This is a genomic window from Armatimonadota bacterium (assembly GCA_029907255.1).
Classification (GTDB): domain Bacteria; phylum Armatimonadota; class UBA5829; order DTJY01; family DTJY01; genus JAIMAU01.
In genome coordinates, this window is record JARYMF010000004.1 from 192,143 (window position 1) to 217,762 (window position 25,620).

At 48.0% G+C, this 25,620-nt stretch carries 19 protein-coding genes and 1 other RNA gene; 7 read left to right on the forward strand and 13 right to left on the reverse strand.

What is annotated here, in order from left to right:
• Nucleotides 1-44 precede the first annotated feature (44 nt).
• Together ahbD and selD are read left to right on the forward strand one after the other, a co-directional pair.
• Complete coding sequence (ahbD, locus tag QHH26_04815) at nucleotides 45-1,112, forward strand: heme b synthase (protein ID MDH7481287.1); 1,068 nt, start codon at nucleotides 45-47, stop codon at nucleotides 1,110-1,112.
• A gap of 48 nt (nucleotides 1,113-1,160) precedes the next feature.
• Nucleotides 1,161-2,210, forward strand: a complete 1,050-nt coding sequence (gene selD / locus QHH26_04820; GenBank protein ID MDH7481288.1) for a selenide, water dikinase SelD — start codon at nucleotides 1,161-1,163, stop codon at nucleotides 2,208-2,210.
• 172 nt (nucleotides 2,211-2,382) lie between these two features.
• Here the strand turns inward: selD and QHH26_04825 are convergent, their stop codons facing one another.
• The 9 genes from QHH26_04825 to QHH26_04865 all read right to left on the reverse strand — a co-directional run bounded on the left by QHH26_04825 (nucleotide 2,383) and on the right by QHH26_04865 (nucleotide 13,501).
• Nucleotides 2,383-3,549, reverse strand: a complete 1,167-nt coding sequence (locus QHH26_04825) for a hypothetical protein (protein ID MDH7481289.1) — start codon at nucleotides 3,547-3,549, stop codon at nucleotides 2,383-2,385.
• A gap of 45 nt (nucleotides 3,550-3,594) precedes the next feature.
• Entirely contained in the window at nucleotides 3,595-6,627 is a 3,033-nt protein-coding gene (locus QHH26_04830) for a hypothetical protein (GenBank protein ID MDH7481290.1), read from the reverse strand.
• Nucleotides 6,628-6,926: 299 nt separating this feature from the next.
• Entirely contained in the window at nucleotides 6,927-7,127 is a 201-nt protein-coding gene (locus tag QHH26_04835; GenBank protein MDH7481291.1) for a cold-shock protein, read from the reverse strand.
• A gap of 211 nt (nucleotides 7,128-7,338) precedes the next feature.
• Nucleotides 7,339-8,973: a beta galactosidase jelly roll domain-containing protein gene (locus tag QHH26_04840; protein MDH7481292.1), complete on the reverse strand. Its 1,635-nt coding sequence runs from the start codon at nucleotides 8,971-8,973 to the stop codon at nucleotides 7,339-7,341.
• Nucleotides 8,974-9,000: 27 nt separating this feature from the next.
• Entirely contained in the window at nucleotides 9,001-10,269 is a 1,269-nt protein-coding gene (locus QHH26_04845; protein ID MDH7481293.1) for a Gfo/Idh/MocA family oxidoreductase, read from the reverse strand.
• Nucleotides 10,269-10,850 (reverse strand): nitroreductase family protein, encoded by a 582-nt coding sequence (locus QHH26_04850; GenBank protein ID MDH7481294.1) that lies wholly within the window; start codon nucleotides 10,848-10,850, stop codon nucleotides 10,269-10,271. Before QHH26_04850 ends, QHH26_04845 begins: the two co-directional genes overlap by 1 nt.
• A 118-nt stretch (nucleotides 10,851-10,968) precedes the next feature.
• Nucleotides 10,969-11,445 carry a hypothetical protein gene (locus QHH26_04855; protein ID MDH7481295.1) on the reverse strand — a complete coding sequence of 159 codons (477 nt, stop codon included), beginning with the start codon at nucleotides 11,443-11,445 and terminating at the stop codon, nucleotides 10,969-10,971.
• A gap of 94 nt (nucleotides 11,446-11,539) precedes the next feature.
• Nucleotides 11,540-11,911 (reverse strand): DUF2752 domain-containing protein, encoded by a 372-nt coding sequence (locus tag QHH26_04860; protein MDH7481296.1) that lies wholly within the window; start codon nucleotides 11,909-11,911, stop codon nucleotides 11,540-11,542.
• Nucleotides 11,912-12,196: 285 nt separating this feature from the next.
• Nucleotides 12,197-13,501: a thymidine phosphorylase gene (locus QHH26_04865; GenBank protein ID MDH7481297.1), complete on the reverse strand. Its 1,305-nt coding sequence runs from the start codon at nucleotides 13,499-13,501 to the stop codon at nucleotides 12,197-12,199.
• A gap of 200 nt (nucleotides 13,502-13,701) precedes the next feature.
• On the opposite strand from QHH26_04865, the gene QHH26_04870 reads away from it, so the two are divergent.
• The 4 genes from QHH26_04870 (at nucleotide 13,702) to QHH26_04885 (ending at nucleotide 18,979) form a co-directional block, all read left to right on the forward strand.
• The gene (locus QHH26_04870; GenBank protein MDH7481298.1) at nucleotides 13,702-15,345 is read left to right on the forward strand and encodes a hypothetical protein; all 1,644 of its coding nucleotides are present in this window, start codon (nucleotides 13,702-13,704) and stop codon (nucleotides 15,343-15,345) included.
• 27 nt (nucleotides 15,346-15,372) lie between these two features.
• Nucleotides 15,373-17,205, forward strand: a complete 1,833-nt coding sequence (locus tag QHH26_04875; protein MDH7481299.1) for a hypothetical protein — start codon at nucleotides 15,373-15,375, stop codon at nucleotides 17,203-17,205.
• Nucleotides 17,206-17,269: 64 nt separating this feature from the next.
• Nucleotides 17,270-17,465: non-coding RNA, 6S RNA (gene ssrS, locus QHH26_04880), on the forward strand.
• 125 nt (nucleotides 17,466-17,590) lie between these two features.
• Nucleotides 17,591-18,979: an AAA family ATPase gene (locus QHH26_04885; GenBank protein ID MDH7481300.1), complete on the forward strand. Its 1,389-nt coding sequence runs from the start codon at nucleotides 17,591-17,593 to the stop codon at nucleotides 18,977-18,979.
• Nucleotides 18,980-19,074: 95 nt separating this feature from the next.
• Here the strand turns inward: QHH26_04885 and QHH26_04890 are convergent, their stop codons facing one another.
• Nucleotides 19,075-20,466 carry a glycine--tRNA ligase gene (locus QHH26_04890; protein MDH7481301.1) on the reverse strand — a complete coding sequence of 464 codons (1,392 nt, stop codon included), beginning with the start codon at nucleotides 20,464-20,466 and terminating at the stop codon, nucleotides 19,075-19,077.
• Between the two features lie 165 nt (nucleotides 20,467-20,631).
• Nucleotides 20,632-21,144 (reverse strand): CAP domain-containing protein, encoded by a 513-nt coding sequence (locus QHH26_04895; protein ID MDH7481302.1) that lies wholly within the window; start codon nucleotides 21,142-21,144, stop codon nucleotides 20,632-20,634.
• Nucleotides 21,145-21,553: 409 nt separating this feature from the next.
• On the opposite strand from QHH26_04895, the gene QHH26_04900 reads away from it, so the two are divergent.
• Nucleotides 21,554-23,248, forward strand: coding sequence for a proline--tRNA ligase (locus QHH26_04900; GenBank protein MDH7481303.1), 1,695 nt, complete (start codon nucleotides 21,554-21,556; stop codon nucleotides 23,246-23,248).
• A 6-nt stretch (nucleotides 23,249-23,254) separates the two neighbouring features.
• Here QHH26_04900 and QHH26_04905 read toward each other — a convergent pair whose 3' ends face one another.
• Together QHH26_04905 and galT are read right to left on the reverse strand one after the other, a co-directional pair.
• Nucleotides 23,255-24,433: a galactokinase gene (locus tag QHH26_04905; protein MDH7481304.1), complete on the reverse strand. Its 1,179-nt coding sequence runs from the start codon at nucleotides 24,431-24,433 to the stop codon at nucleotides 23,255-23,257.
• 32 nt (nucleotides 24,434-24,465) lie between these two features.
• The gene (gene galT, locus QHH26_04910; GenBank protein MDH7481305.1) at nucleotides 24,466-25,443 is read right to left on the reverse strand and encodes a galactose-1-phosphate uridylyltransferase; all 978 of its coding nucleotides are present in this window, start codon (nucleotides 25,441-25,443) and stop codon (nucleotides 24,466-24,468) included.
• Nucleotides 25,444-25,620 lie beyond the last annotated feature (177 nt).

Here is a 25,620-nt window from a genome sequence, read left to right on the forward strand (position 1 = left end):
CTGGATGTTATAATCTAATAACATCTATGCGAAAGAGCAATCCCATGAAATATTCACATCGCGGTGAGTTCACACCAAGACTCGTGTTTTGGGAGCTTACCACAGCATGCAATCTGAAATGCATCCACTGTCGAGCCGTTCCCACTGAGAAGCGGTCGCCGGACGAGCTTTCGACGTCGGAAGCAAGGGTTCTAATTAACCAAATCGCTTCTTTTGCAAAACCAGTTATTGTGCTTAGCGGCGGCGAACCACTTGTTCGTGCTGACGTCTTCGAAATAGCATCCTATGCTAAGTCGAAGGAACTGCCGGTCGCGCTGGCAACCAATGGCACGCTAATCACACCAAAAATTGCTCAAGCAATCAAAGAATCAGGGATTCGGCGTGTAAGTGTGAGCATCGATGGCCCCGACGCCGCCTCCCACGACAGATTTCGACAAGCCTACGGCTCATTTGATGCCGCTTTGCAGGGAATCGAATATCTAAAAAGAGATGGCATACCCTTTCAAATCAACACGACAGTTACGAAGCAAAACGTAGACCAAATCCCAGCAATCCTCAAACTCGCGGTCAGCCGAGGGGCGGCGGCACTGCATATCTTCCTTCTTGTCCCAACGGGCTGTGGAAAAGAAATAGCCGACGATGAGATGATCGAACCAGCGGAATATGAGCGCGTGCTTAACTGGCTGTATGATCGGTCGAAAGACTCTAAAATCAACTTGAAGGCTACCTGCGCTCCCCATTACTTTCGAATCATTCACCAACGCGCCCGAGCAGAGGGCGCCAAGATCGCCTCGGAAACACATGGCTTTGAGGCAATGACAAAAGGATGTCTTGCTGGGTCTGGGGTCTGCTTTGTTTCTAGCAAAGGCGAAGTGTATCCCTGCGGTTATCTGCCAATCTCGGCCGGGAACATACGCCAGGCCCACTTCAAGGACATATGGGATAATGCCGAAGTTTTCCGTCGCCTTCGTGACGAAGACAATCTCCACGGGAAATGTGGTTATTGCGAATTTCGGCGAATATGCATGGGATGCCGCGCCCGTGCCTACGCTCTTACCGGCGACTACCTTGCCCCAGAACCATATTGCATATACGAACCCAGGAAAAGGTGATTCTTCAAATTGGGAAAAATAATAATTGCGTGAAAGGTGGTGATTCCGGTGGCTGAAAGCAAAATACGATTGACCTTGCTGACCCACGGCGGCGGTTGAGCGTGCAAGGTCAGCCCAGCCGACCTGGCGCAGGTTCTGCGCCGTCTACCACCAATCACAGATCCAAATGTCCTTGTTGGCTTGAATACCGCAGACGATGCGGCGGTCTACAAAGTCAGCGACGACCTAGCGATTGCCGCTACGGTGGATTATTTCACGCCGGTGGTTGATGACCCTTATGACTTTGGGCAGATTGCCGTCGCGAATGCACTCAGCGACTGTTATGCAATGGGTGTTCAACCCTCAATCGCGCTTAATCTCGTCGGCTTTCCAGTAAGGACTCTCCCGCTATTTGTTCTTGATCAAATTCTGGCTGGCGGAAGTGACAAAGCAAAGGAAGCAGGGGTAACCATCGTAGGCGGCCATACGATTGACGACCCCGAGCCAAAGTACGGCATGGCAGTCATCGGGTTCACCACACCAGAGGCGCCAGTCACGAATGCCGGAGCGCGGAGGGGTGATGCCCTTGTTCTAACAAAGCCACTTGGGATTGGAATAATTACCACCGGCATCAAAGCTGACGAAACTACACCTCAAGCCGCACACCAGGCTATTGAAATTATGAAAACTCTCAATCGGACCGCTTCCATAGTAATGACTGAAATCGGAGTCCATGCATGCACCGACGTAACAGGCTTTGGATTGTTAGGCCACCTCTGGGAAATGACTTCAGCAAGTAAAGTTGGGGCCGAAATATTTCTTTCCAGAATTCCTGTACTAGCTGAAGCATGGCGGCTGGTGGAGGAAGGAGTCATCCCTGGTGGCGCCTATTCAAATCGCGAATATGTGGCGGCTAACGTTACGTTCGCACCCGAGATAAAAGAAGACGCGCAGCTTATACTGAGCGACCCGCAAACCTCAGGCGGCCTTCTCATGGCGGTTGCGCCAGAAAAGCTCGATAATCTTGTCGCGAAACTCAAATCGGCAGGCGTTCCTACCGCGGCTGTCATAGGCTCAATAACCTCGGACCTTCCAGGACGAATCAAAGTCTTTCCATAAACTTCTTGTAATTTTGTTAGCGCTAGTATCTTCTTATTAACCGACAATTCCTTAAGTTATATAGCTGTTGTTCAAACGCCGCTGCCGCTTGAGAATGAATTACCTCCTTGCTTTCTATTTTTCAAACGATGTGCTGCGAACATAAAAACCTCTGGGAAATGTGTTATAGGCATCAGCTTAAGCAAAACTTGTACACGTGTACGTCGTTTGGGCCAAAAGAATCCGTGAACGAACCACTTCTAGCTTTGATTGCGCGATTTTCAAATAAGACTTCGATATCGCCATCTAAGAAATCGCCCAAGAATGTAACCGGCGTCTCAGCGCTCTCACGCTTGGCAGCGAAAATGTATACGTTCGATCCTACCTTTCTAGTAGTAAACTCAATGTCGGGTGCACCTGTTGCGCTTAAAGGCAGGTCCGAAGGGGGAGCAACAAGCGCTGAATACAATTCTGTTCCTTTTTTAAACTCACTAAGGAGCGGCCGCAAGACCTCTTCCCAAAATGTCCAATTATAGCCTAGCTCTGCATTCTTGCCCTGCAAGGCAACTGGCATACCAAAGAAAACAAGGCCACGCGCACCTTTGATGATAGCCTGGTAAGCCATATAGCGCTCCTGGTGAAAAGTTGGCATTACAAGAATCCTTTTTGGAGGCGTAACCCCGCTCCAGCAAACCTGGAGGACCATAAAGAAAGGCTTTTTCCCGCGCACAGCACGATTGATGAAGTCAGCATAATCACCTACAACGCTGATATTTTTGTTTGGCAGATGACTGTGAAGGCCCATCGGCACGGAAATTGGGTAGATGTCAATGCCAGCTATATCACATGCCTTGCAATATTTAGCCAACAGCTCGACAGTATCCCTAGGGGCATGAACCATCCATGCAGGGTGATCGGGGTCAATTTGCTTGAGATACTTATAAGCTGCCATCATTCCAGGAATTGAGTGCTTACCCCAAGCCGGCTCGTCCATGGTTTTGTAAATTGCCAGCGCTGGATGCTCTTTAAAGCGCTCGACGAACTGTCGAAGCCGTTCCTTCCTTTCAGGATGTTTTGGGTCAAAAACTGTCATATCGGCAATGTACGGCCAGCCATAAACCCCATGCTCAGCAAACCAGTCGAGATACTTTTGGCATTCTTCGTCCTCGGCAGGGTCATTGTGTCCTCTCCCAATGCGAAAGGAGTCCACGCCACCCTCCGCCAACACCTCAATTGCGTCTCTCCCTGTCGGATCCTTCGCTCCCAGAGGCGGCGCAAACGGAGTAAAGCAAATAGGAAACCACGGCTCGCCATTAAGAAAAATGCGTCTGTTTTCGTCAATGGTAACTTTGTTGGGCATTTTCTCCTCCACTCAACCTCATTATGTTTATTGATAATGAAGCAATCACCAATCAATCTCCCATGGCTTAACGCCACCGGTAGTAAAGGCAAAAGCATCAAGGAACTTGCAATATTTATCGCCTTTCTTGCGCTTTGCAATCACACGAATTTCAAGGGTATTATCACCTTCTCGCAGCTGGGCTTTCCCATAATTACGCCAAGCAAACACTATTTTTGAATCATCGTAGAGCGCCCACGGCCCGCAGAACTGCTTGTCATGCTCCTCAAGCTTGTCCGGAGCGAGGGTCCACCTGCCTCCATTCACCACCCAATGGCAAGGCGATTTACCAACCCATTCTCTAACCCAAAGGTCAAACTCGCCAGCTTGCTGGGATTTGAACGTATATTTCGCATAGTAACCAGTCTCAGGAGAAGGGTCAACAAATGTGTCAAGAGCCCACAATGCGCCGTTCGAGAGCCTAGTCATTCCGCCATATTTGCCTAGATTGAAGTTGCTGTCAATGAAATCCTCTGCTTCAATCCAAATATTTGGAGGGCAATTCGGCGCTTGATAGGCTGGAAATATCTCTTCCGGTTTGGCAATGTCCTCTGGAGCTAAACCATCTATTATAAGTGCCTCCTCCCATTTCTCAGTAGGACAGTGCTTACCACGAATATATGGCACGTCAACTTCAACAATTTCAGGCTGTCTCTTCAATGGAATACGCAAGTTGAGCGAGCCGTCTTTCGCCTTGCCGCCAGCTTTCTCGGAATTAGCATATCGTGCCTTGACCTTATTAGCCTTTTCAGGCGATATCCGGATGCTCGATTTCATTTTTTCCGACCAAAGATACGTAATAGGTCGACCAGCTAGAGTAAAGCTAAAGCCACGTATGTCAGGGTCGAGACGAAACTCTCGCACACCAAGAACCTCGGCTAGGAAACGCTCTGGCTGGTGTATCTGGTCTACTAGGGGAATGCGAAGGCCTTCTGGCTGCCAGCCTTCCTTGTCCTCAACTTCCTTGCTAATGATTTGAAGGTTGCCTTCAATCATATTCCACACATGACCATCGGGGCTCTTAGAAAGCACCTCGCTCTTAGGTCCAGGGTTAAGAACCTGAATCCTTCGACCATCGGCGTCAGTAGCAAACTTGCTGGTGAAGTATTTGTCAAGCGACGGAATGGCACCTAGGTCCAGCCGGAAGCCAATATATGTAAGCAGCGGTTTGCCCGCCTCGATAATCCTTTCTAACTCTGCACCATATTTCAAGCTTGCCGGCGAATCATTTAGATTCGCAATGATTAGCGGCGTGTCCACCGAAGTTGTCCATGTTGGGAGAATCCATGTACCGTCTGGTCCTCGCATGATCGCGCGTGAATTACCGCCGCTGTATCCCGTCCAACCACCATCAATGCCAACAAAATCACTCAGGGGCAGGCTAAACGCACTAGCCTCCATACGCCGTGCAGGGAACCTATAATAATACGTAGGCCGATAGTCTGGAAGCTTTGTACTACTTTCTATAATTCGGCGGAAGGTAGCTATCCACTCAAGCTGTCGAGGATCGCGGATAAACTCGCTCTTCCAGAACTGACCGCTATTCCAAGGGCCAAATGCAAGCCCGAAGACGAAAATCCCTTTCGCACCTGCACCCAAAAGAGCACTCATATCGGCATACATGCTTTCGCGGTCCATATGCCCAATATTTTCTAGCTGATTTTCAAAGGCGGCCTGTGAAAACTCTGTTACCACTAACCACATATTCCGCGCCGACTGTTCTACCTCCGACCAACATACGGCGGCATTCATTGGGATAAGCGTTTCACCAACGCCATATGCCTCCATCCCGATTCCGTCAAAACCTGCTTGTTCAGGGTTGATTCTGTAAGTTGCAATTGGCCCAGAATGTTTGAAAACAATCGGCACATCTGCGATTCTTTCTTTGAAAAATTTACACAAGGCATTACAGTACCTAGCTACCCGTTCACCCAAAAAGTCTATAAAGTCATACCACGCTTGAGACCGCTTAGCATCAGTCTTGTAAATCTTCCCTGTATTCGGGTCGAAAAATACGCCAATGGCTGAGGGCTTGCAGGTTTCAACCACTCTAATAGGCACAAAACGACCGGCAGTCTCGAAATCAGGGATTTTGCTTGTCGCCGCCCATGCCTCATTTAACTTTTCAATAGATCCATACCTAGCGACTAGCCATCTTGCAAATTGCCTACCATACTCTTGCGAAGCCGGCAGGAAAGTATGTGAAATATTCATCTCGTTTTGAAGAGGATCGACAACAAACCTAAAGCCCTTGCCAAATTTGACCTTACTAAAGTGCTTAAGTAACTTCTCCTGATACTTTTCAAGGCCGCCCTCCCAGAAGTATGGTTGTCCCCCAATCACCTTTGGAGTAAAGCAGAGGCAAAGCGTCCGATTTGGCGGACAGTGTACATCAACTTCGAGCCCCTTCTTTTTGACAATCTCAGGCTGGCCGTTGCTGAGGTTCTTTCCGGTTGGCTCCTCCCGCTCATAAATCTTTGCCCAACCAGCGTCAACTATCTCGCAAGTCTGCCCATCTAGGAGAACATAGATTCCACTTATTGCGTCTGGACACTCAACTCCGTAAGTCCCAGACCTTGTAATGCCATCAACCTTCAAACCTTCATTCTGTACCAAATAGCCCACCCCAGGTCCTGGTCCATCTGCAAGTTCAATGCCATATCTAAAGCCCTTTACCTCTAAGTAATCAATCACCCTTTGGAGACATTCCGGCGGACATGCCATGCAAAAGTGGATATATATGTCAATTACGCCTTTTTCTTTCAGCATATCAATCTGATTCTTAGTAAGCTGCCAGCCAGTTTCATTCTGCTCCCATATATAAGGCGGACAATACATACCGCCAACTGGCAAGTACGGCCTTCCATCCCATATCAAAGTGTGCGCTTGATTCACATGCCAGGGGTGCTTAACGCCGTCTCGGTCAACATAAACGCCAGAGCATGGGGGTTTGGCAATCATTGCAGCTTGCTCGGCATGTACGGGGAAACCAAACAATGCTAGAGAAACGCTAACAAGCAAAGCTAGAACAAAAGCCACCTTCAACACCACCCTTCTGGCTTTTGCGAAATGATAATTTCCAACCGCTCAAAAGCCTCTTCCTTTGTGCACAGCTTAAAACAACTGGTAGTTAATCTTGTTCTTACACCCAGCAAATCTGCCCTTTTATATAAACATACAGTTCCTTCTAGCTGTATTTTAAGTTACAAAATTGTGTCTTCCTTCAATTTCCAACTTGGTAATGCAAAGAATTGCATTAAGCAGACAAAAAAGAAAACCCCCGCACCAACCCGGAGCGGGGGCTTCGCTATCTCTAGCTATTTCAGCAGGGCGAAAAATCAGGCCGGTTCCACGTTCGCCGCCTGGGGTCCCTTCGGCCCTTGGACGATGTCGAACTGGACTTCCTGTCCCTCGAAGAGATTCCTTCTACCGGTTCCGACAATTCCGGTGTAATGGACGAAGATGTCGTTCCCATCGTCCATGGCTATAAATCCATAGCCTTTGGTTTCGCTGAACCATTTGACCTTGCCGGTAGCCATCCCCAAACCTCCTTTTCCAGCCAAGCGTTAAGTTCGCAACTAGGAGGTCTGGCATTACAGCCGCTTTGCCTACGAAGTTGTTACTTAAGCACTTGCGGTATTTCAGGCGTCTTTGCGCCTTTAGTTGCAGTATAGCACTTTTTTTGCAAAATGCAAGGCAATTTTTTAAAAAGCGCCTGAATACGAAATTTTGGCATATAAAATTGCGCCCTTATTTTGTCATCAGCTTGACGGACTTCCAAATTCCCCCTGCGCCGGCGGTGTCCAAAACCTTCACTGCAAGGACGTTTTCGCCAGGCTTTAAATCCTTTGTGATATCTAGCTTAAAAGGAATAAGCCAGCCAATTCCGCCAAGATCGTGTTTGCCGACAAAACTGCCATTCAACCATACCCAGGCTGACTCATCCACCGCCCCAAAAACGAGAAAGACCTGCTTCCCTGGCTCAATTTTCGGCGCGATAAACTTCAAACGATACCAAGAAAAACCATCATAGTTCTCGCCCTGCTCTTCCCAAAACTTTCCAATACTAATCGTTCGCCATTCCGAATCATTAAAAGTCGGCTGAGCCCATCCCTGTTTTTCACCAGAATTAGATTCATCCCGACTGAATCGCCACCCATTCTTTGGTAGGTCATAAACCTCCTCTAGAGTCTTTCGAAACTCAGCGAAAGTCTGCTCATCTGAGTAGCCAGGCTGTTCTGCGGCACGCGGCACACCTACTGAAAGCTGACGAGGCTGCCAGTTGCCAGGTCCGGGACCGCTTTTCGCAAGAGCAAGGGCCTCGATATATTCGCTCGGCACGTTGAAGTCCCACCACCGCAACCTCTCGGAGTAAATCCACACATAGCCGTCGCTGAATTTTAGAGCAAAGTGGACGGATGCCCTGAGCGCTGAAGGCGAAAAGTAATTTTTGGTAAAATCCTCAGGATGCCACCCAAGCTTTCCGCTTGAATAATCAGCCCAGATGCCGAATCCCGCTTTAACATGCTTTGCGAAAGCCTTTGGTGCAGTTGAAATCGTTTTAGCACCCTCAAGAATTGCGCGCCGCCCTTGTTCAAAAGGTTTTTGTCCAATGAAGCCATACGACTGCTCATAGCCATCTATGAGAATTGTGCCCGGAGTTGCCGCCTCGCAGATTCCATCATAGAAAGCAGCAAGGAGCGAGTAATCCGCATTTTCAATGCCACCACATGCAACTGATTGCTCGTATGGTAGCGCTGGACCAAATAGAGCTAGGATTGTAATATCTGGGAACTCCTTATTGATTGCACGGATGAACTCCCTACCCCGCTCCCTAACTTTTGCCACGTAGTCACCATAAGTATGCGCCGCCTTTGCTTCGGCAGGCTGTGCCTTGTAGCTCCAAATCTGATGCTCACCATACATCTCAGGATCGAACATTATCCCTTTGCATCCACCGAGCTTGGCAACTTTCGCAAGACAGGCAGCATTATAAGCCACTGCTGACCATTCGGGATCAAACCAATCAACATCGCCGGGCATGGCGATAACCTGAATGAAATTATCCGTCAACTTAGAAGATTTTATACTGGCAAGATCTTTTATTGCGTGGGCATACTCAGATGGCCTAAACTTTACTTTAGAAAATACCCGCCAACCCAGGCTCCACCCCCCTTCTGGGTGAGCAACTTTGATTACCACGCCATCGAAAGGCAACTTTTCCATTTCCTTGACGTTCTTCTTAAAGAAAGCCGTAGTCGGACAATCCCAACCATACTCAATGAGCTTTTTTTCAGAATTAGCGGCACACCCAAGATGCGTTAGCGTACATAAAGCGAACATAAGAGATAGAATAACCATTCCCATGCAAAGCCTACGGTTCATTTTGAATCCCCGGCTGCGACCCCTTTCCTAAACTGGCCTTACTTGCTCAGTCTTTTGGTCAAACTCCATCACTTTGCCTTCCTTGTAAGAGCGAACGCCCATGTGGAGAACGGTCATAACCTGATAGCCAAGAATTTCGTGGCTCCTGGGCTTCTGGCGGCTGCGAATACACTCCAGGAAGTCACGGAAATGTTCCTCTAGCGAGAAATTCCGTGCGGCTTTGATCTCTTCCCTGGATCTTTTCTCGCCTACAACCGCCTTCTGTGGCTCGATGACTGCACCATTTATGTCGAGGTTGATTGTGCCCTCATAGCCTCGTATTACCCAAGGCAAGCCAGCATTCGTCGCAAGCGAAGCAACAAGAAGCACCGATGGGCCTTCAGGATACTCAGCAGTGATTGTGAATATATCCGGTATCTCGCGCCCATCTTTGTGCTGATATTGGCCTCCCGTGCCGATAACACGTTTCGGGAATCCAAGACCCATCGCTCGAATAAGCGGCGTTAATGAATGAGGGAAGAAGTCAGTGCCAATACCGCCCGAGTAGTCCCAAAACGAACGGAATGCAAAGAACCGACCAGGCTCCCACGGCCGTTTTTTTGCTGGACCAAGCCACATTTTCCAATCTAGGTTCTTTGAAGGATCAGCCTGCCCATCATTAGCATTTGGGTCGTAGACTCCTATATAGCCATTACGCATATCGCTTGCTTGAGCGTGGATTAGCTTGCCGATTGCACCAGCTCTAATGCGCTCGTTTACCTCTTCCCATATGCTTGATGACATATATTGCGTGCCAACTTGCATCACGCGCTTATTTCGGGCGATTGCGTCAACAACATCCTTAGCCTCTTGGAGATTCCGCCAGTGAGTCATTGGCTTTTCGCAGTAGACATCTTTCCCCGCATCTGCAGCGTCCACAACCATGCGCGAGTGCCAGTGGTCGGGAGTAGCGATTGTGACTGCATCAATATCCTTGCACTCGAGAAGTTTGCGATAATCCTGATATGCCATGCCACTTGTTCGGCTTGCAGCAGCATCTAATCTGGGCTGGTATACATCGCATACGGCAATTATTTCGACCGGATAGCCGGAACCCTTCAAGGCGAGAAGCGCATTTATGTGAGCATTACCCATGCCGCCACAACCAATTACGCCAACATTTATGCGCTCATTAGGCGAAGTTGACTTACTATTGGCCCCAAGAGCAGATAGATTGCCACTCAGAAGTGCAATCCCACCTACAACTGCCGACTGCTTTATAAACTCCCGCCTGCTTACCCGCTTGTCTGTTTTCACTAAACCCCACCTACCTTAAGGATAATCTCTTCCAATGGCCGCTTGGGGACATGGTGGACATCGTGAGAATCACGGTAGTACTTGATACTCCCATCAGGACCGACGTCCTCAAGAACCACCTTCTCACTGGGGTAGCCAAGTGCAATTACAAGCAGAATTTCATACCGCTCAGGAAGCCCAAGTACCTCACGAAGTCTCTGCCTATCTATAGCACCAATCATGCATCCGCCAATCCCTTTTTCTGCAGCACCAAGCATTATGCTCTGAGCAGCGATGCCATGGTCGCAACCAAAGTTCTTTGTTATTTCTGTATCGCCGAGAATGATTATGTAAGCAACGGGCCGCTCGCCCTCCGCTGGCCCCATCCAAGGCCGCAAATAGCCTGCCCATGCAAGAGTTGGAAATATTCGTTCATTCAAATTACGGTCGGCAGAGATAATATATTTCAAAGGCTGAAGGTTAGCCGCCGATGGCGAGAGCCTCGCTAGATTGACCAAATATCTGAGTGTGTCCTCGCTTATAGGCTTGTCTTCATGAAACCTTCGATAGCTCCGACTTGCTTTTATGATGTCTTCAATCATCCTTTCACCCTCCGCTTTTATAATTGCTTGGTATGTTAGAATTGAGAATACACATTGTCAAGAGGCACAAGTGATACTGGGGTCACCGCCAAAAACCACGGTATTTAAATGAAACACTTTAATCCATTCTCGGGCAAGGCCAGGCTCTAGCCTGCGAGAAAACGTCACTAAGAGAACGGATAGTCAAGCCAAATGCCATTGCCCCAAAAAGCATGCCAAGCGCACCCGCAACGATTACCCAAATCCCCATTCGGTCACCGCGACCATACGCGACTGAACCTAATACTATCGAAACTGCGCCCAGCAAGAATAAAGGACAGCACATAAAGGAGAGCGCCGCAAGAATGAAGCCTCCGATAATAAGTCCACTTGTGCCTCCCGAAGGCTGACTAGACGGATATTGTGGATATTGTTGTGCTGGAGGAGGCGTCGCCTGATTCATCTGAGGCTGGGCTATCGGCGGGGGTGTCTTCGGTTGTTCCAGCTGCCCTTCTTGTGGCGGTAGCGGCCGACCGCAGCGCCAGCATATCTCGCTAGAAAGAAAATTGTTCGCTTGACAATATGGGCAAACTTTTCTATTGGTTGACTCTGACATGCAAATTGCTCCGCTGATAGAGTTAACTTATTTCTTGTTCAACCAATATAGACAATTATCCTGCATCGCCCATATTGGCATACTTTTCATGAAATTACATCAAAAGTATCCGAAGCATATCCCAAGTAAGAAGTACAACAAACCCCAAGACAACCAAAATATTTAGGTGACGGCTAAACCAATCATCAAGCCATGTTCTCCGGCCATAGACGGTCTTGTAAACTAAATTACCCCACCATACACCGAAAGCTGCAATAAGAAGGGGAGCCAGTGCATTATAAGCAAACGCCTTATGGAAATCTAGGCGTGTCAGAGCAATAACCGACCTCGTCATGCCACAAGTTGGGCAAGGATAGCCAGTTAGTTTATAAAACACGCAGATGCCTGGCATGTGCTCGTACGGAAAAAACTTTGCCGCAACGATGAGTACAGGAAACGACGCAACCGAGGCAAGCTTTTTCAACACGAGTTCAAATCCTAAAAAGCTTCTCCTTGACGCAAAATGTGCTGTCCAAACAATCAAAATAGTGTTATACGTATGGCAACTTCCGGACCGGAAGTCGGCGACTTACCTCACGGACCCCCTTTGCACCCGCCAACTAACGCCGAAACAACAAGTGCCAAAATTACTAGCGCAATAGTCTTGGTTTTCATATCCGCCCACTCCTATCAATTGGAATTTATTATTTTACTGGCGAATTCACAAACTCTATTGTTGCCAATTTCCAAACTGTGTTTTCAATTCGCCTCATTATGCAATAACCTCGTGAACTATCGGTTGGGGAGGCGGCGGTTCTGAGTTAAAATTGTATGCACTAAGCACAATTTCCTCCGCCGTTAAGGCGAGCCTCTCGTTCCCGGCATGAATTTCCCCCAAAACCTCGCCAGCCGACACTTTATCACCAACCTTCCGATGCAGAACAATCCCAACCGTTGGATCTGGTGATGCTCCTACCTCGCCTCTGCAGCCTCCAAGTTCTACCTCTGCTCGAGCAACTTTATAGGCATCCAACTGCCAAATATAACCACTAGCAGGCGAAACAATTTCCCGAACCACAGGAGCCTTCGGAAGAAGCGTTGGGTCATCTACAACTGCTGGGTTGCCTCCCTGAGCTTCGATTATCTCTTTGAACTTTGCGGCCCCGCTCCCCGAGCAAAGTGCTTCGTGGACCGCTTTTTCTCCCTCAGCCAGTGTTAAAGCCTTCCGCCCCAGCACCAACGCTATGCTTCCGAGACGCACGCAGAGTTCAACCAAGTCTGGCGGCCCATTCCCTTTCAGAGTCTCAATGGCCTCCTTTACCTCAAGTGAATTTCCAACAGCACGTCCAAGCGGCTGGTCCATATTGGTTATGACGGCTACAGTTTCCTTACCCACATTTTTGCCAATACTTACCATAGTTTGTGCTAGTTGCTGAGCCTCAGCGATGGTCTTCATGAATGCTCCCAACCCTGCCTTAACGTCAAGGACAATTGCATCAGCGCCGGCTGCAATCTTCTTGCTCATCACACTTGCCGCAATAAGTGGAATGGATTCCACAGTGGCGGTGAGGTCTCTTAGCGCATAAATCTTCTTGTCAGCAGGAACTAGGTTTTCTGACTGGGCCACAATAACCGCACCTATTCGTCTCACCTGGTCTACCATTTGCTGAGTCGAGAGCTCTGTTCGAAATCCCGGGACTGACTCTATTTTGTCAATTGTGCCACCTGTAAAACCAAGGCTTCGACCAGAAACTTTTATCACCGGGAGTCCGACAGCGGCTAAGAGAGGAACCAAAACTATAGTAGTCTTGTCGCCGACACCCCCAGTACTGTGCTTATCAACCTTTCGCCCAGGAATGCAGCTAAGATCAAGGGTACAGCCACTTCTAACCATGGCCATAGTGAGAGCGGCAGTTTCACTGGCACTCATGCCGCGAAAGTAGACCGCCATTAACCAGGCAGCCATTTGAAAATCGGATACCTCGCCACGAATGTATGCTTCTATGAAAAAATTAATCTCTTCAGGAGAATTTTCTTCGCCATCTCGCTTTTTGCGAATAATATCCAGGGGCCGCACTTTTATCCTCTTTCTCTAATAAGTTCCACACTTTTTCAAGCTAAGTTTCTCTAACCCTATGACTCTTACCTCCAAACCCATAAGCTATTCTCGTTGCAAATGCAAAGACCTCTACCACGACAAAAAAGCCCTTTGACCAAGAAATACGGTTGACAATTCACCCTTTCCGACATATAGTTAACCCGAGGTGAAAAGTAAATATGATGCCAGCGCCCAAAAAAGTCACAACGTTTGCTTTCCTCTTCGTTTTCACAGTCTGCCTCTTTATTGGCCTCAGCCAATGTGGTCTTTCCGAGCTAGCAAAAGACCCTCGGCTAGACCAAAAAGTAAGCGTAAAGGTATCAGGACAACCTCTTAACGATTTTCTCGCAAATATCTCAAGGCAAACCGGCGTCAAGTTAAGAACCCATGCAAACGTAGGGGACCTTAGATTAATAGTTATGGCAAAGGATATCCAATTGGGAAATCTCCTTGACTCGGTCGCCCAAGCACTCCACCTCCAAATATCCAGAAAAGGGGTGGAGGGGCAGTGGGAATATGTATTCTACCAAGACGCCAAGACCGCCCGGGAGGCAAATACCTTAAAGAAGAATGCAGAGCAACAGCTTGCACGCCAGATGGCGCTAGCTGTGGAAACTTTGAAGCTGCCTGAAGAAGAAATTCAAAAGAAAATCAAGGAAGACCGTATTGTTGCTCCCTTTATAGACCAAAAAGAGTTTAGAATGGCCGTTGCCCTCTACGGCTGGCTCGATGATGCAAAGAAGTCTCGGCTGTGGAAAAATGGCACACTCCCAATTAAAATTTCTGAGCTACCTGCTGATTTGCGCAAACGCATCATTAGCCATTTTGATGAAAATATCAAGTATCGCGAAAAATCCGAGAACATAAAACTTGGCGATAAACTAGTAGCTATATGCTTTGAAGCTCAGGATGACCCTTTAGGCGGAAGATCTCTCTGGCTAACACTAAAGGGCAGCAACAATAACAACATGAGCCTTGTACTCAACCCATCTCCAGAATCAGGTGTTGATATTGCGCAGAACACAGACCTTTTTATGATAACAACCGAGCCCGACCCAGTATTAGGTGAAGTCTACAAAGTTGTGCCAAAAAAACCTCTTGAAGGCCGTCTTGCAGAGAAAGCAAAGACGCAGTTTCCTAAGTCAGTAGTTCTCCCGCAAGCTCTAGAGCTAATGTGCGACGCTGAAGGCATTAACTTTGTTTGCGATTATTTTGTACCTCGCTATCTAACCTCTATGGGAGTCAATGAGTGGATCTTTGTCAGTGGGGACTCGCTCGCACAACTAATCGAGAAGGTCGCCGGCCTGTTCTACTGCCGTTGGAAGATGAATGGCCCAACATGCATACTATATGGCAAAGAATGGTACTATGACAGGGATAGCAACGTACCCCAAAGCAAGATAGCCCATTGGATGGATGTACTAAAAACATCAGGCAGGCTCGGATTGAAAGAGTTAATAGAGATTGCCAACCTAAATGACAAACAAATAAAAGCACTGAGATTCATGGGGGTGCCTTATCCGCCATCACTCTTGGATGCTGTAAAGCCCTTGAAATTTGCATACACCCTCAATAGCGAACAATGGAAGCTAGCCGAAAGCAAACAAGGTCTGCCATCCAAGAAATTATCCCAGCTTCAGAAGGATAGATTAGTTGCATGGCTTGAGTCTGCGATGCCTCCTGACCGTGATCCTTCGAAATTTTTTGCGCCGGATGCTGAAGGAGCAACTGTTTGGATTAAAAAGCAGGGGGATGACAATGTTGTATTTAGCGTTAAAACTCGAGACGGCCGCATCAGAACAGATATTTTGAAGCTCAAATAAACTCACCCAATAATAAGGAGAAAAACCATGCGCAGACGCCTTGCCCAAGTTTCCCTTTTCTTTGCGATCTCAAAGTGCCTTACATTGTCAACCTACGCAGCCGAAAACCCGAAAGTTAACAATTTCGCAGATGATAGCCGTCTTGTCAACAAAGTGAGCATAAGGGCAATAGGGATATCCCTCACGGAATTTCTTGAAAAGTTAAGTGCAAAAACAGGTGTGAAATTTACCGCCGACAAGGAAGTCTCAGAAAGCAAGCTCGCTGTTTTCGTCAAAGACATTCCGATTCTGAAATTGCAGAGCGCCATCGGGGCAACTCTTCACCTTCAAAGTTCACGGGAGAAAGGCAAAGACGGGAAATGGCAATATAACTTCCAAATGGATTCTACGGCACGCGCTGAAGCCGCAGCAAATAGGCGGCGTGAGATCGAGAATTTGCGTAAATATGTCCAAGAGCTTGCCGCTGCATCTAAACTTTCGCCTGAGGAACTGAAGAGCAAATACCAGGAAATCGACCCGATTTACCTTGACCTTCGGGACGAAATCAACATAATGATTCTTCGCCTATATGACGCTTTGCCTACTTCCAAAAAGAACATTTTGTGGCAAAGCAGTGAGCTCAGGATAAGTAGCCAACAGATGACGCCAGAGTTCTCGGCTTTGCTGCTAGCGGCCCTAAATCAAAGAACAAATGAATGGCAAGAGGCGGCGGAGCAACAGCTCCAGACGGATTCTGAAAATCAGACGGCAAATACCAAAGCCACAAACGCAAAGGCTGCCTCTTGGAAATCTATTGGAAGCATTGTATTCACAATTAAACAAGACGACCTAGATTTTGGCACAGTCCTGGAATGCACTATTTACGGAGAAAAAGAAAGGACTTCTGAAAAGGTAGCAGATGCGAAAAATTGCACGCACGTAATTACTTTTGCCACCCTCCCCAGGGAGGAAACATTAAAAGACAACGAAGCCGCTGATGAAAAAGCTGATGGAGCATGGCCAAAACCAAAAGCACCAACGCGGCCACCTGTGCAACTCCAACTTAACAAGCCACTCGCGTTGTACCACCTGCTCGATGAGATTGCTCAACAAACAGGAATTCCAATTATCACCGAATATTTTACATACCTTGCCCAAAATGAATGGGAACCAGAAGAGCTTGACGAACCAGAGCCACCCGAGTCATTCATATACCGAATTGCATTCTTGACCGACTGCGAAGTAGCTGAGTTAGACGGAATCTATATCATATCAAGCCCAAACTGGTTCAGATACAGACAAAGAGAAATCCCTTGCAAATTGCTAGCACGCTGGAAGCAAATTAAAAAGCAGCGCGGGTTAGGATTGCAGGAGTTATTTGAAATTGCAGCATTAAATGACAGACAACTAGACGACCTCAGCTTCTACGGGCTAGGCGACGGCAAGGAAATAAAAAACAACAAGCGACTCCTCTTATTTCTGGGCAGCCTCACCCCACAACAACGTGCAAAAGCCGAAACTAACGATGGCCTTCCATTCGATGAGCTAAGCGAAAACCAAAGAAAGCTTCTCAAAAGCTGGGCAACTTCAGATGAGTATTCTGCATCAATATGGAAAGATCAAGCCTCTGATACAAGGAATGAACAGTCCGAATTTGTTACCCTCAAGCTAAAACAAAGCCGCATGCGTATTGGTAATGGACCTTGGATACCCATATGGAGCATTTCAGTTCACCGCAGAAATGGTACCGGCTCCGGAACTTTTTTAGATACTGCGCAAATGCTCAACCCTGGCATGGAAAACGATATGGATAACCCCGACTCCTGCGGGTGGATGGAGATTGGGACAACAAATTCCCCTGCCAAGGCAACGGTCAGGTAAGAATACTAGGTTGCAAATTCCACTATCATATGGTATTATCAAAATAGCACCACAGGATTGTCGAGAAACCCTGCTGTGTTCGTGATTTAGCCGAGGAAGTTTTGAGCCGACACTCAAAGTAAAAATGGGGCCTGATTCGGTTGTGGCGTGGCAGCCCCGCTCAAAATTTCTTTTGGGGAATCGCAAAGCAATCGTGAGGGCACCCGCCCGTGCTTTACGGGTTCAAAAACTTGTTAGGCACACGGCACCGTGGGGTTTCTAATCTAGCGAGTAACGAGTAACTAGCAAAACAATTTCCATTTATATTTAAGGGCAAGGGAAAGGTTACTCGTTACTCGTTACTCTTTTCAGTGCCATGCGAACCTCTGCGGAAAACTCCCAGCCAATGGATTTGTTCGACCATGCGGCGGAGTCACATTCTGAGATGCCGCTTGCTGCTCGAATGCGTCCTCGGACGCTAGATGAATTCGTCGGCCAGGAACATATAATTGGACCAGGAAAGCTTCTCCGTCGAGCAATCGAAGCTGATGAGCTCCAATCAGCCATATTTTGGGGACCTCCTGGATGCGGGAAGAGTAGCCTAGCAGCTATTATTGCGAAGACTTCTAAAGCTGCATTCGAAAACTTTAGTGCTGTTACCTCAGGCGTCGCTGACATCCGCAAGATAATAGAAAGAGCAAAGGAACGCCAGAAACTCCATGGCAGAAAAACAATCCTCTTCGTAGATGAAATACATCGCTTCAATAAAGCTCAACAAGATGCGTTTCTTCCACACGTGGAAAATGGCACAATTGTGTTAATTGGCGCAACAACCGAAAACCCTTTCTTTGAAGTAAATTCGCCCCTAATCTCACGTTCTCGCATATTCAGGTTTGAGCGCCTTACAGCAAAACAAATCGAACAGCTAATCCGAACAGCAATTGAAGATAAGGAGCGAGGCCTTGGCAATTGGAATGTCGTTATAACTGACGAAGCAATGGCACACCTGGTTGATGTGGCAAATGGCGATGCTCGGGTCGCACTAAATGCTTTAGAACTAGCCGCTCTAACCGTCCCGCCAGACGAAAACGGGCGCCGGGTTGTGACCCTCCAGGTCGCCGAAGACGCCATCCAACAGCGAGCGCTAGCATATGACAAGGATGGCGATAATCACTACGACGTAATCTCGGCGTTCATTAAGTCGATGCGCGGCTCAGACCCAGATGCCGCCCTTTATTGGCTAGCTAGGATGATTTACGCGGGCGAGGACCCCAGATTCATTGCCCGCCGAATTGTAATCCAAGCAGCCGAAGACATAGGGAATGCAGACCCCATGGCGCTTGTTGTAGCAACCGCTGCCGCTCATGCAGTAGAATACGTCGGGATGCCAGAGGCACAAATCCCACTCGCCCAAGCTACTATCTATCTTGCATGTGCACCAAAAAGCAATGCCTCATACAAGGGTATAAACCGTGCCCTCAAAGACGTTGCAGAGAAAGAAACCAAGCCAGTGCCAATTCACCTTCGTGACGCAAACTACCGCGGAGCCAGCCAGCTGGGCCATGGAAAGGGATACAAATACCCCCATGACTTCCCAGATAATTGGGTCGAACAACAGTACATGCCCGACGGAATAAAGTCAGGCCCATATTACGAGCCGACCGACCATGGATACGAAGCAAAAATAAAAGAAAGGCTGGAACAGCTGCGAAGCAAGCAAGAAGCTTCAAAGGAAGTTGCCGAAGACTCCATGGAAACAAACAAACCGCCAAACCCTCAAAGCACTGAGCACTAAAAACTGAACGCTGGTGAGCCTGACCAAAGAAAGCCAGCTAATATCTCTTAAGAACTTCTCCCTAAAGCTAGCCAAAATTCCAGCAAACCACAAGCTTAGCTTTCTTCCAACTTGTCACGAACCCAATCTTTCACCTTGTCTAAAGAAATACGTACCTGCTGCATCGTGTCGCGGTCGCGGATGGTGACCGCCTGGTCCTCTAGCGTCTGGAAATCAACAGTCGCACACCAAGGTGTTCCAATTTCATCTTGGCGCCTGTAGCGCCGGCCAATGCTTCGAGCATCATCGTAATCTGCAAAGAAATACTTACGAAGTTCCTGGTACAACTTTTGGCCAATCTCTGGTAGGCCGCTCTTTTTGGAAAGAGGGAGAACTGCAATCTTGATTGGTGCAATCCTGGGGTGTAGCCGAAGTATGACCTCGACCTCCGCACCAGCTTCCCCGCGCCCACCAGGGATTTCCTCATAGGCATCTGATAGAAACGCTAGTAGCGTCCGGTCTACGCCGCCCGATGGCTCAATTACATAGGGCACAAATCGTTCACCCGTTTCCTCATCAAAGTAACTAAGGTCCTTCCCGCTGAACTCCATGTGGCGCTTGAGATCATAGTCCGTCCTGTTCGCAATCCCCTCAAGCTCGCTCCACCCCATGGGGAACTTGTATTCAACATCAGAGCATGCACTAGCATAGTGGGCTAACTCATCCTCGCCATGTGGCCGAAGCCGCAGATTATCCCGCTTTATGCCAAGGCTAACATACCAATTGTAGCGCTCTTCCAGCCAATATTTATACCACTCCTCAGCCTCCTCAGGACGCGTAAAGTATTCGATTTCCATTTGCTCGAACTCCCGCGTTCTGAAAATGAAGTTGCCAGGGGTAATCTCGTTGCGGAATGATTTGCCAATTTGTGCAATACCAAACGGCAGTTTCTTTCTAGTAGCATTTAGTACGTTTTTGAAGTTTACAAAAATTCCTTGTGCCGTTTCAGGCCGAAGGTACACGATTGCCGCACTTTCCTCCACAGGCCCCATGTAAGTCTTGAACATCATGTTGAACTGCCGCATAGGAGTAAGCTCACCGCCACATTCAGGACACCTTACGCCTTCGAGTGCCTTCTCAAGATTCCTTAACTCCTCAGGCGTGCGCTTGACGGCATCCTCCTCCGTCCGCATTGCCTCAACTAGGTGGTCGGCCCGGAAACGCCGCTTGCATTGCTTGCAGTCAACCATTGGGTCAGTGAACGACTCAACATGACCGCTTGCCCTCCAAACATCTGGATGCATCATGATTGCAGCGTCAAGTCCAACTATGTCGTCACGCTCTTGAACAATAGACTTCCACCATTCGGCTTTGATATTGTTTTTCAATAGGACGCCAATAGGTCCGTAGTCCCAAGTCGAACCTATCCCACCGTATATCTCACTTGAAGGGAATATCAATCCTCTTCGCTTACAAAGGTTCACAATACTATCCAAGCTTTCGGCCATGCCAAATCTCCAGAAAAGTAAAAATTAAGCAGAAGAATATCCTAAAGATTATAGCCGAACTGATGGGCTTGATTCAAGTGCGGGATTGCAGTAAGCAAGGCTCAAAAGAAAAAGACCGCCCGAAAGGACGGTCTCCTAAGGTTATAGCAATTCAGGCCAGGGAAGTTAGTCAGTTTTAGCTAAAAACATTTGGGTTACGTAGAATTCGCCGGACTCCGTGATATAACTGCCCACACCAATCGCCGTAAATCTGGGCTCAAGGATATTTGCTCGGTGGCCTTCGCTATCCATAAGCGCCTGATGCCCACGCGCCACATCAACTATCGAACAGTAAAATAGGTTCTCTCCAACAAGAGCCCAAGTTGGTCGGCGCTTGAGCGCCGCAAGATATCGGTCCATCGCGGTTTTTAATCCAGGCGTCGGAGAGTTATGAGAAAAATAGTGCTTTACTGCCATCTCCTCGCTGTGGGCTCGCGCAACCTGTACTAAGAGCGGATCAACCGTAAGCTGTGGGAGTCCTCGACTAGCTCGTTCTTTATTGACTAGCTCTACGAACCTAATCTCTTCCTGGGTCATCACCACGCTGTCATATCCGGTAGGCGGACGGTTGGTTACCGTGGTGGATGTAAAGTTACTTACGGTCATCAAAAGACCGAGGAAAAGCGATATCTTGGTCATTCATCCCTCCTCCACTACCAACCTTATCATTCCATACTTTTGCGCTAAAGCGTGGATGGAATTTCGGCGGCAGACCAACAAATGTATGCGTAATTTTAATGCATCAAGATAACTATGTCAAGCCATAAATAGAGACCTATTCTCTGATAGTAGTAAATGCTTTCTCGCCCCCTATTCCACCCAGGGATTGGTTCCCTTTTAAAATCAGAAATTGAAAACTCTGTCGTAAGTCGTCCAGTGACTTTACTATGAGTAGCCCATTCTGATAAAATTGGCGGCGATGTACCTCGCCTTCAATTAAACAAAAGGCTGGGTTCGCTTATTGAGATGTCTACTTGTAAAGCGGATGGCTCTAGGCAATATTTAGGTTCAAATTGCTAATTAAAGACTGCATGGGAGGTAAAAGACCTTGCGTTATTCTCGCTTGTTTGCTCCTACACTCAGAGAAGTTCCTGCTGATGTCGAGATGCGGAGTCATGTTCTGCTATTAAGGGCAGGATTTATCCGCCAGCTTGCAGCTGGAATCTACGAATTCCTACCACTTGGGTGGCGAGTGCTTAACAAGATATCGGACATTATCCGTGACGAGATGAACAAAGCCGGCGCTCAAGAGCTACTTCTGCCCACGCTTCACCCAAGGGACCTTTGGGCGGAAAGTGGCCGTGAGGCGGCAATGAGCGATGTTCTTCTCAGCACAGAGGACCGCAAGGGTACGAAGTATTATCTTGGGCCCACGCACGAAGAGGTCATTACCGATTTAGTAAAGCGAAACGTGCGCTCATACCGTGACCTGCCGCTCAACCTCTATCAGATACAGATGAAGTTCCGCGACGAACCAAGGCCACGCGGCGGGTTAATTCGCGCACGGGAATTTCTAATGAAAGACGCTTACTCATTCCACAGCAGTGAAGCAGACCTTGACGCAGAGTATCTTAAAATGTATGACACATATACCGCCATTTTTAAGCGATGCGGCCTATCCACAATTGCTGTTGATGCGAGCAGTGGTGCAATTGGCGGCAAGGAAACAAAGGAGTTTATGCTCCTCACTGATGCAGGTGAAGATTCGATATTCCTGTGCCCATCTTGTGGCTATGCAGCAAACCAGGAAGTCGCGGACTTTCGGCTAATCATTCCGGAAGTTGCCGAGCCAAAGCGAGAGATGGCAGAAGTGGACACACCCGGCGTTCACACAGTTGAACAAGTTTGCGAATTCCTCCGCACAACCCCCGACCGCTTACTCAAGACCCTCATTTACATGGCGGATGGCAAGCCCGTCGCGGCGCTAGTTCGGGGCGACCGAGAGCTAAATGAAGGACGCTTCAAAGCAATTCTAGGAGCTAAAACGCTTGAGATGGCAACTCCTGAACAGATTCAAGAATACACGGGCGGACCACTTGGCTTCAGCGGTCCTGTGGGATTAAAAATACCGATGTACGCAGACGAAGAGACGCGCGGCATGGTGAACTTCGTGACAGGAGCAAACAAGAAAGATACCCATTTGGTGAACGTAAACTGGTCCGACATCAAACATCCAGTCACATGGAAGCGCCTGAGATTCGCTGTTGCAGGCGACATCTGTGACATATGCGAAACTCCGTTCGAAGAAAAGCGCGGCATTGAGCTTGGCCACATTTTCAAGCTCCGATATGCAATCTCAGAACCACTCAGCGCAACTTTTACCGACGAGGACGGAGCAGATAAGCTCATAATTATGGGTTGCTATGGGATTGGCGTCAGCCGTATCATCTCAGCAGTCGCCGAGGTTAGCAACGACGAAAATGGCCTTATTTGGCCGCCTAGCATTGCTCCATACACGGTCCATCTAATCTGTGCGAACATCACGGAGGAAGCCCAACAGAACCTTGCTGAAAAGACTTACGACCTCCTATGTAAAGCTGGCATTGAGGTGCTTTACGACGACCGCGAGGAGCGTGCTGGGGTAAAATTCAAAGATGCCGATTTGATTGGTATACCCATCCAGATTGTTGTCGGCAGGACAGCTGCGGAAGGCAAGGTCGAAATTCGCGATCGAGCAACCAAGACAAGTGAAATGGTCGCCGCAGAAGAAGTTGTCCAGTCTGTTCGCCGACGACTGGAATAACTTTGCTTAATTACACGCGATAACAGCGGCCCCATCTGACGGGGAGCATACATATACGTGCGGAGTTATCCCTATGCGCGCTTTGTAATCTTGAGGCACGCGCTCAAGAAATTCATCCACAGCTTCGTTGGCGACTAAGCTAACAGTGCATCCACCAAACCCGGCTCCCGTCATCCTGCTTCCATACACGCCGGGTATTTTCCAAGCCGCCTCAACCAGCGCATCGAGCTCCCTACAACTGACTTCATAAAGATCTCTAAGCGATTCATGCGACTGGTTCATCAACCGACCGAAGATGGAGAGCTTGCCATGACGTAATGCCTCAGTGCTCTTAAGAACGCGCTCATTCTCGGTAATTACGTGTTCTGCCCGCCTGCGTACCGTTGGTGGAAGGTGGTGACCATATCTACGAAAATCCGAAACCGTCACATCCCGAAGGGCACGTATATGCGGAAGGTAGCGCCTAAGTATTGATACCGCCTCCTCACACTGGGCACGCCGAACATTGTATTCAGAATCCACCAGCCCCCTCTTCCGTGTGGTGTCTGCAACAATCACTTTTACCTCTTCTGATGGTAGGGGCACAGGTGAGGATTCCAGAGTCCGACAGTCAATAAAAAGTGCGTGATCTTTGCTACCCAAGCGTGAAATGAACTGATCCATGATGCCACAGTTCACGCCTACAAACTTATTCTCCGCAGCTTGACAAAGAAGCGCCATCTCCTCGCCGGTCATCTCAAAACCATAAAGCGCCTGGAATGCCATAGCTGATGCGACCTCAAAGGCGGCAGACGAGCTCAAGCCTGCACCTAAGGGCACATCTCCGTGTATGACCATGTTTGTTGGTTCTATGTGCTTTCTGCGCTTTTGAAGCATCCACGCCACGCCCCGAGGGTAATTGCTCCATTTGTTTTCTGGGTCTTTTTGAATGTTGTCTAATGAGAAAACAGCAATTCGGTCGAAGTTGTCTGAATACAAGTGGAACATCGAGTCCGACGACTTAGAAGCGGCTATAAGTATCTCACGGTCTATTGCAATTGGAAGCACATATCCATCGTTATAGTCGGTATGTTCACCGATAAGATTCACGCGTCCCGGAGCGCGTACAATTACTTTAGGAGGCCCGGCAAAGACTTCCTCAAACTTCTCTTTTAAATGCTCAATACGCTGCTTAAGATCCGCCATAATTCAACCCTCGATAAACGAAACTATCCATATTAGGTCTTAGGCTTTGCTTCCCGAAGTTCCTTTGCTTTTTCTTCTGCAAGTGTATCATTAATAAAAACCCCAGCGCCCGACTCCGACCCCGCAAGAAATTTGAGCTTGGTTGGCGTTCTGTAGGGAGGATAGAATTCAATGTGGAAATGATAGTACTTGTACTGCTTTCCGTCGGTCGGCTTTTGATGAAGCACCATCATATAGGGCAGGTCAAAACCCCAAAGGTTGTCATATTTAGTCAGCACTGTCTTTAAAATCCGAGCAAGGTCCAATCTCTCGCCTTCGGTAAACTCCTTAAGCGAACGCTTGTGGTCTCGCGGGAGTATGTGCACCTCATACGGATATCTTGCATAAAATGGGACAAACGCTACGAAACTTTTATTAGTATCTACAATTCGTCGCCCATCCATAATCTCGCGCTCAATAATATCGCAAAGTAGGCACCGCCTAGTCTTTTTATAATGCTTTCGACAAGAATCAAGTTCCTTTTGAATGATTGGTGGAATGAAAGGATATGCGTAAATTTGTCCATGGGGATGCGTAAGCGTGACGCCAATTTCCTTACCCTTATTCTCGAATATAAAGACATAGTCTACAAAATCAAGGCGGCCAAGCTCACAATAACGGTCAGTCCATACAGCAATCAGGTTTTTAATATGCTCAACACTCATCCCCGTCAGCGTGCCCTGATGCTCTGGCGAATAAAGAACAACCTCACAAACCCCGGCAGCTGGGCGGACTTTGTATATATCGTTCCCTTCTATGGCTGGTTCTGGAGGTCGTCGCTGAAGAGATGGAAACTTGTTGTCAAATGCAACGATTTCATAGTTTTCCGCCGGAACTTCCGTTGGAAAACCGCCTTTCTTGGTAGGACACAGCGGACAATAATCGTCAGGAGGGAAAAAAGTCCGGTCCTGGCGATGTGTTGCAGTAATTACCCACTGCTCAAGCAGAGGATTCCACCGTAGTTCTGACACTTGATACTCCTTTTGAGGCTAAGCTTGACTTATGAAGTGTATTGCAATTCTTAATTGGTAGAGTTAGACGCTAGCTTTCTTGTTACAATGCTTTTTTGCACTCCACTTTTTACGTTTATTGCTAGAGTGCGTAAACCAGTAATATGTGAGTAAACGGCCATCTTCCTTCACAATTGT

Coding starts and splice junctions, on each gene's coding strand:
- ahbD (MDH7481287.1), top strand. CDS start 45: ATGAAATATTCACATCGCGGTGAGTTCACACCAAGACTCGTGTTTTGG.
- QHH26_04825 (MDH7481289.1), bottom strand. CDS start 3,549: ATGCCCAACAAAGTTACCATTGACGAAAACAGACGCATTTTTCTTAAT.
- QHH26_04835 (MDH7481291.1), bottom strand. CDS start 7,127: ATGGCTACCGGCAAGGTCAAATGGTTCAGCGAAACCAAAGGCTATGGA.
- QHH26_04840 (MDH7481292.1), bottom strand. CDS start 8,973: ATGAACCGTAGGCTTTGCATGGGAATGGTTATTCTATCTCTTATGTTC.
- QHH26_04850 (MDH7481294.1), bottom strand. CDS start 10,850: ATGATTGAAGACATCATAAAAGCAAGTCGGAGCTATCGAAGGTTTCAT.
- QHH26_04855 (MDH7481295.1), bottom strand. CDS start 11,445: ATGTCAGAGTCAACCAATAGAAAAGTTTGCCCATATTGTCAAGCGAAC.
- QHH26_04870 (MDH7481298.1), top strand. CDS start 13,702: ATGATGCCAGCGCCCAAAAAAGTCACAACGTTTGCTTTCCTCTTCGTT.
- QHH26_04875 (MDH7481299.1), top strand. CDS start 15,373: ATGCGCAGACGCCTTGCCCAAGTTTCCCTTTTCTTTGCGATCTCAAAG.
- QHH26_04885 (MDH7481300.1), top strand. CDS start 17,591: ATGGATTTGTTCGACCATGCGGCGGAGTCACATTCTGAGATGCCGCTT.
- QHH26_04890 (MDH7481301.1), bottom strand. CDS start 20,466: ATGGCCGAAAGCTTGGATAGTATTGTGAACCTTTGTAAGCGAAGAGGA.
- QHH26_04895 (MDH7481302.1), bottom strand. CDS start 21,144: ATGACCAAGATATCGCTTTTCCTCGGTCTTTTGATGACCGTAAGTAAC.
- QHH26_04905 (MDH7481304.1), bottom strand. CDS start 24,433: ATGGCGGATCTTAAGCAGCGTATTGAGCATTTAAAAGAGAAGTTTGAG.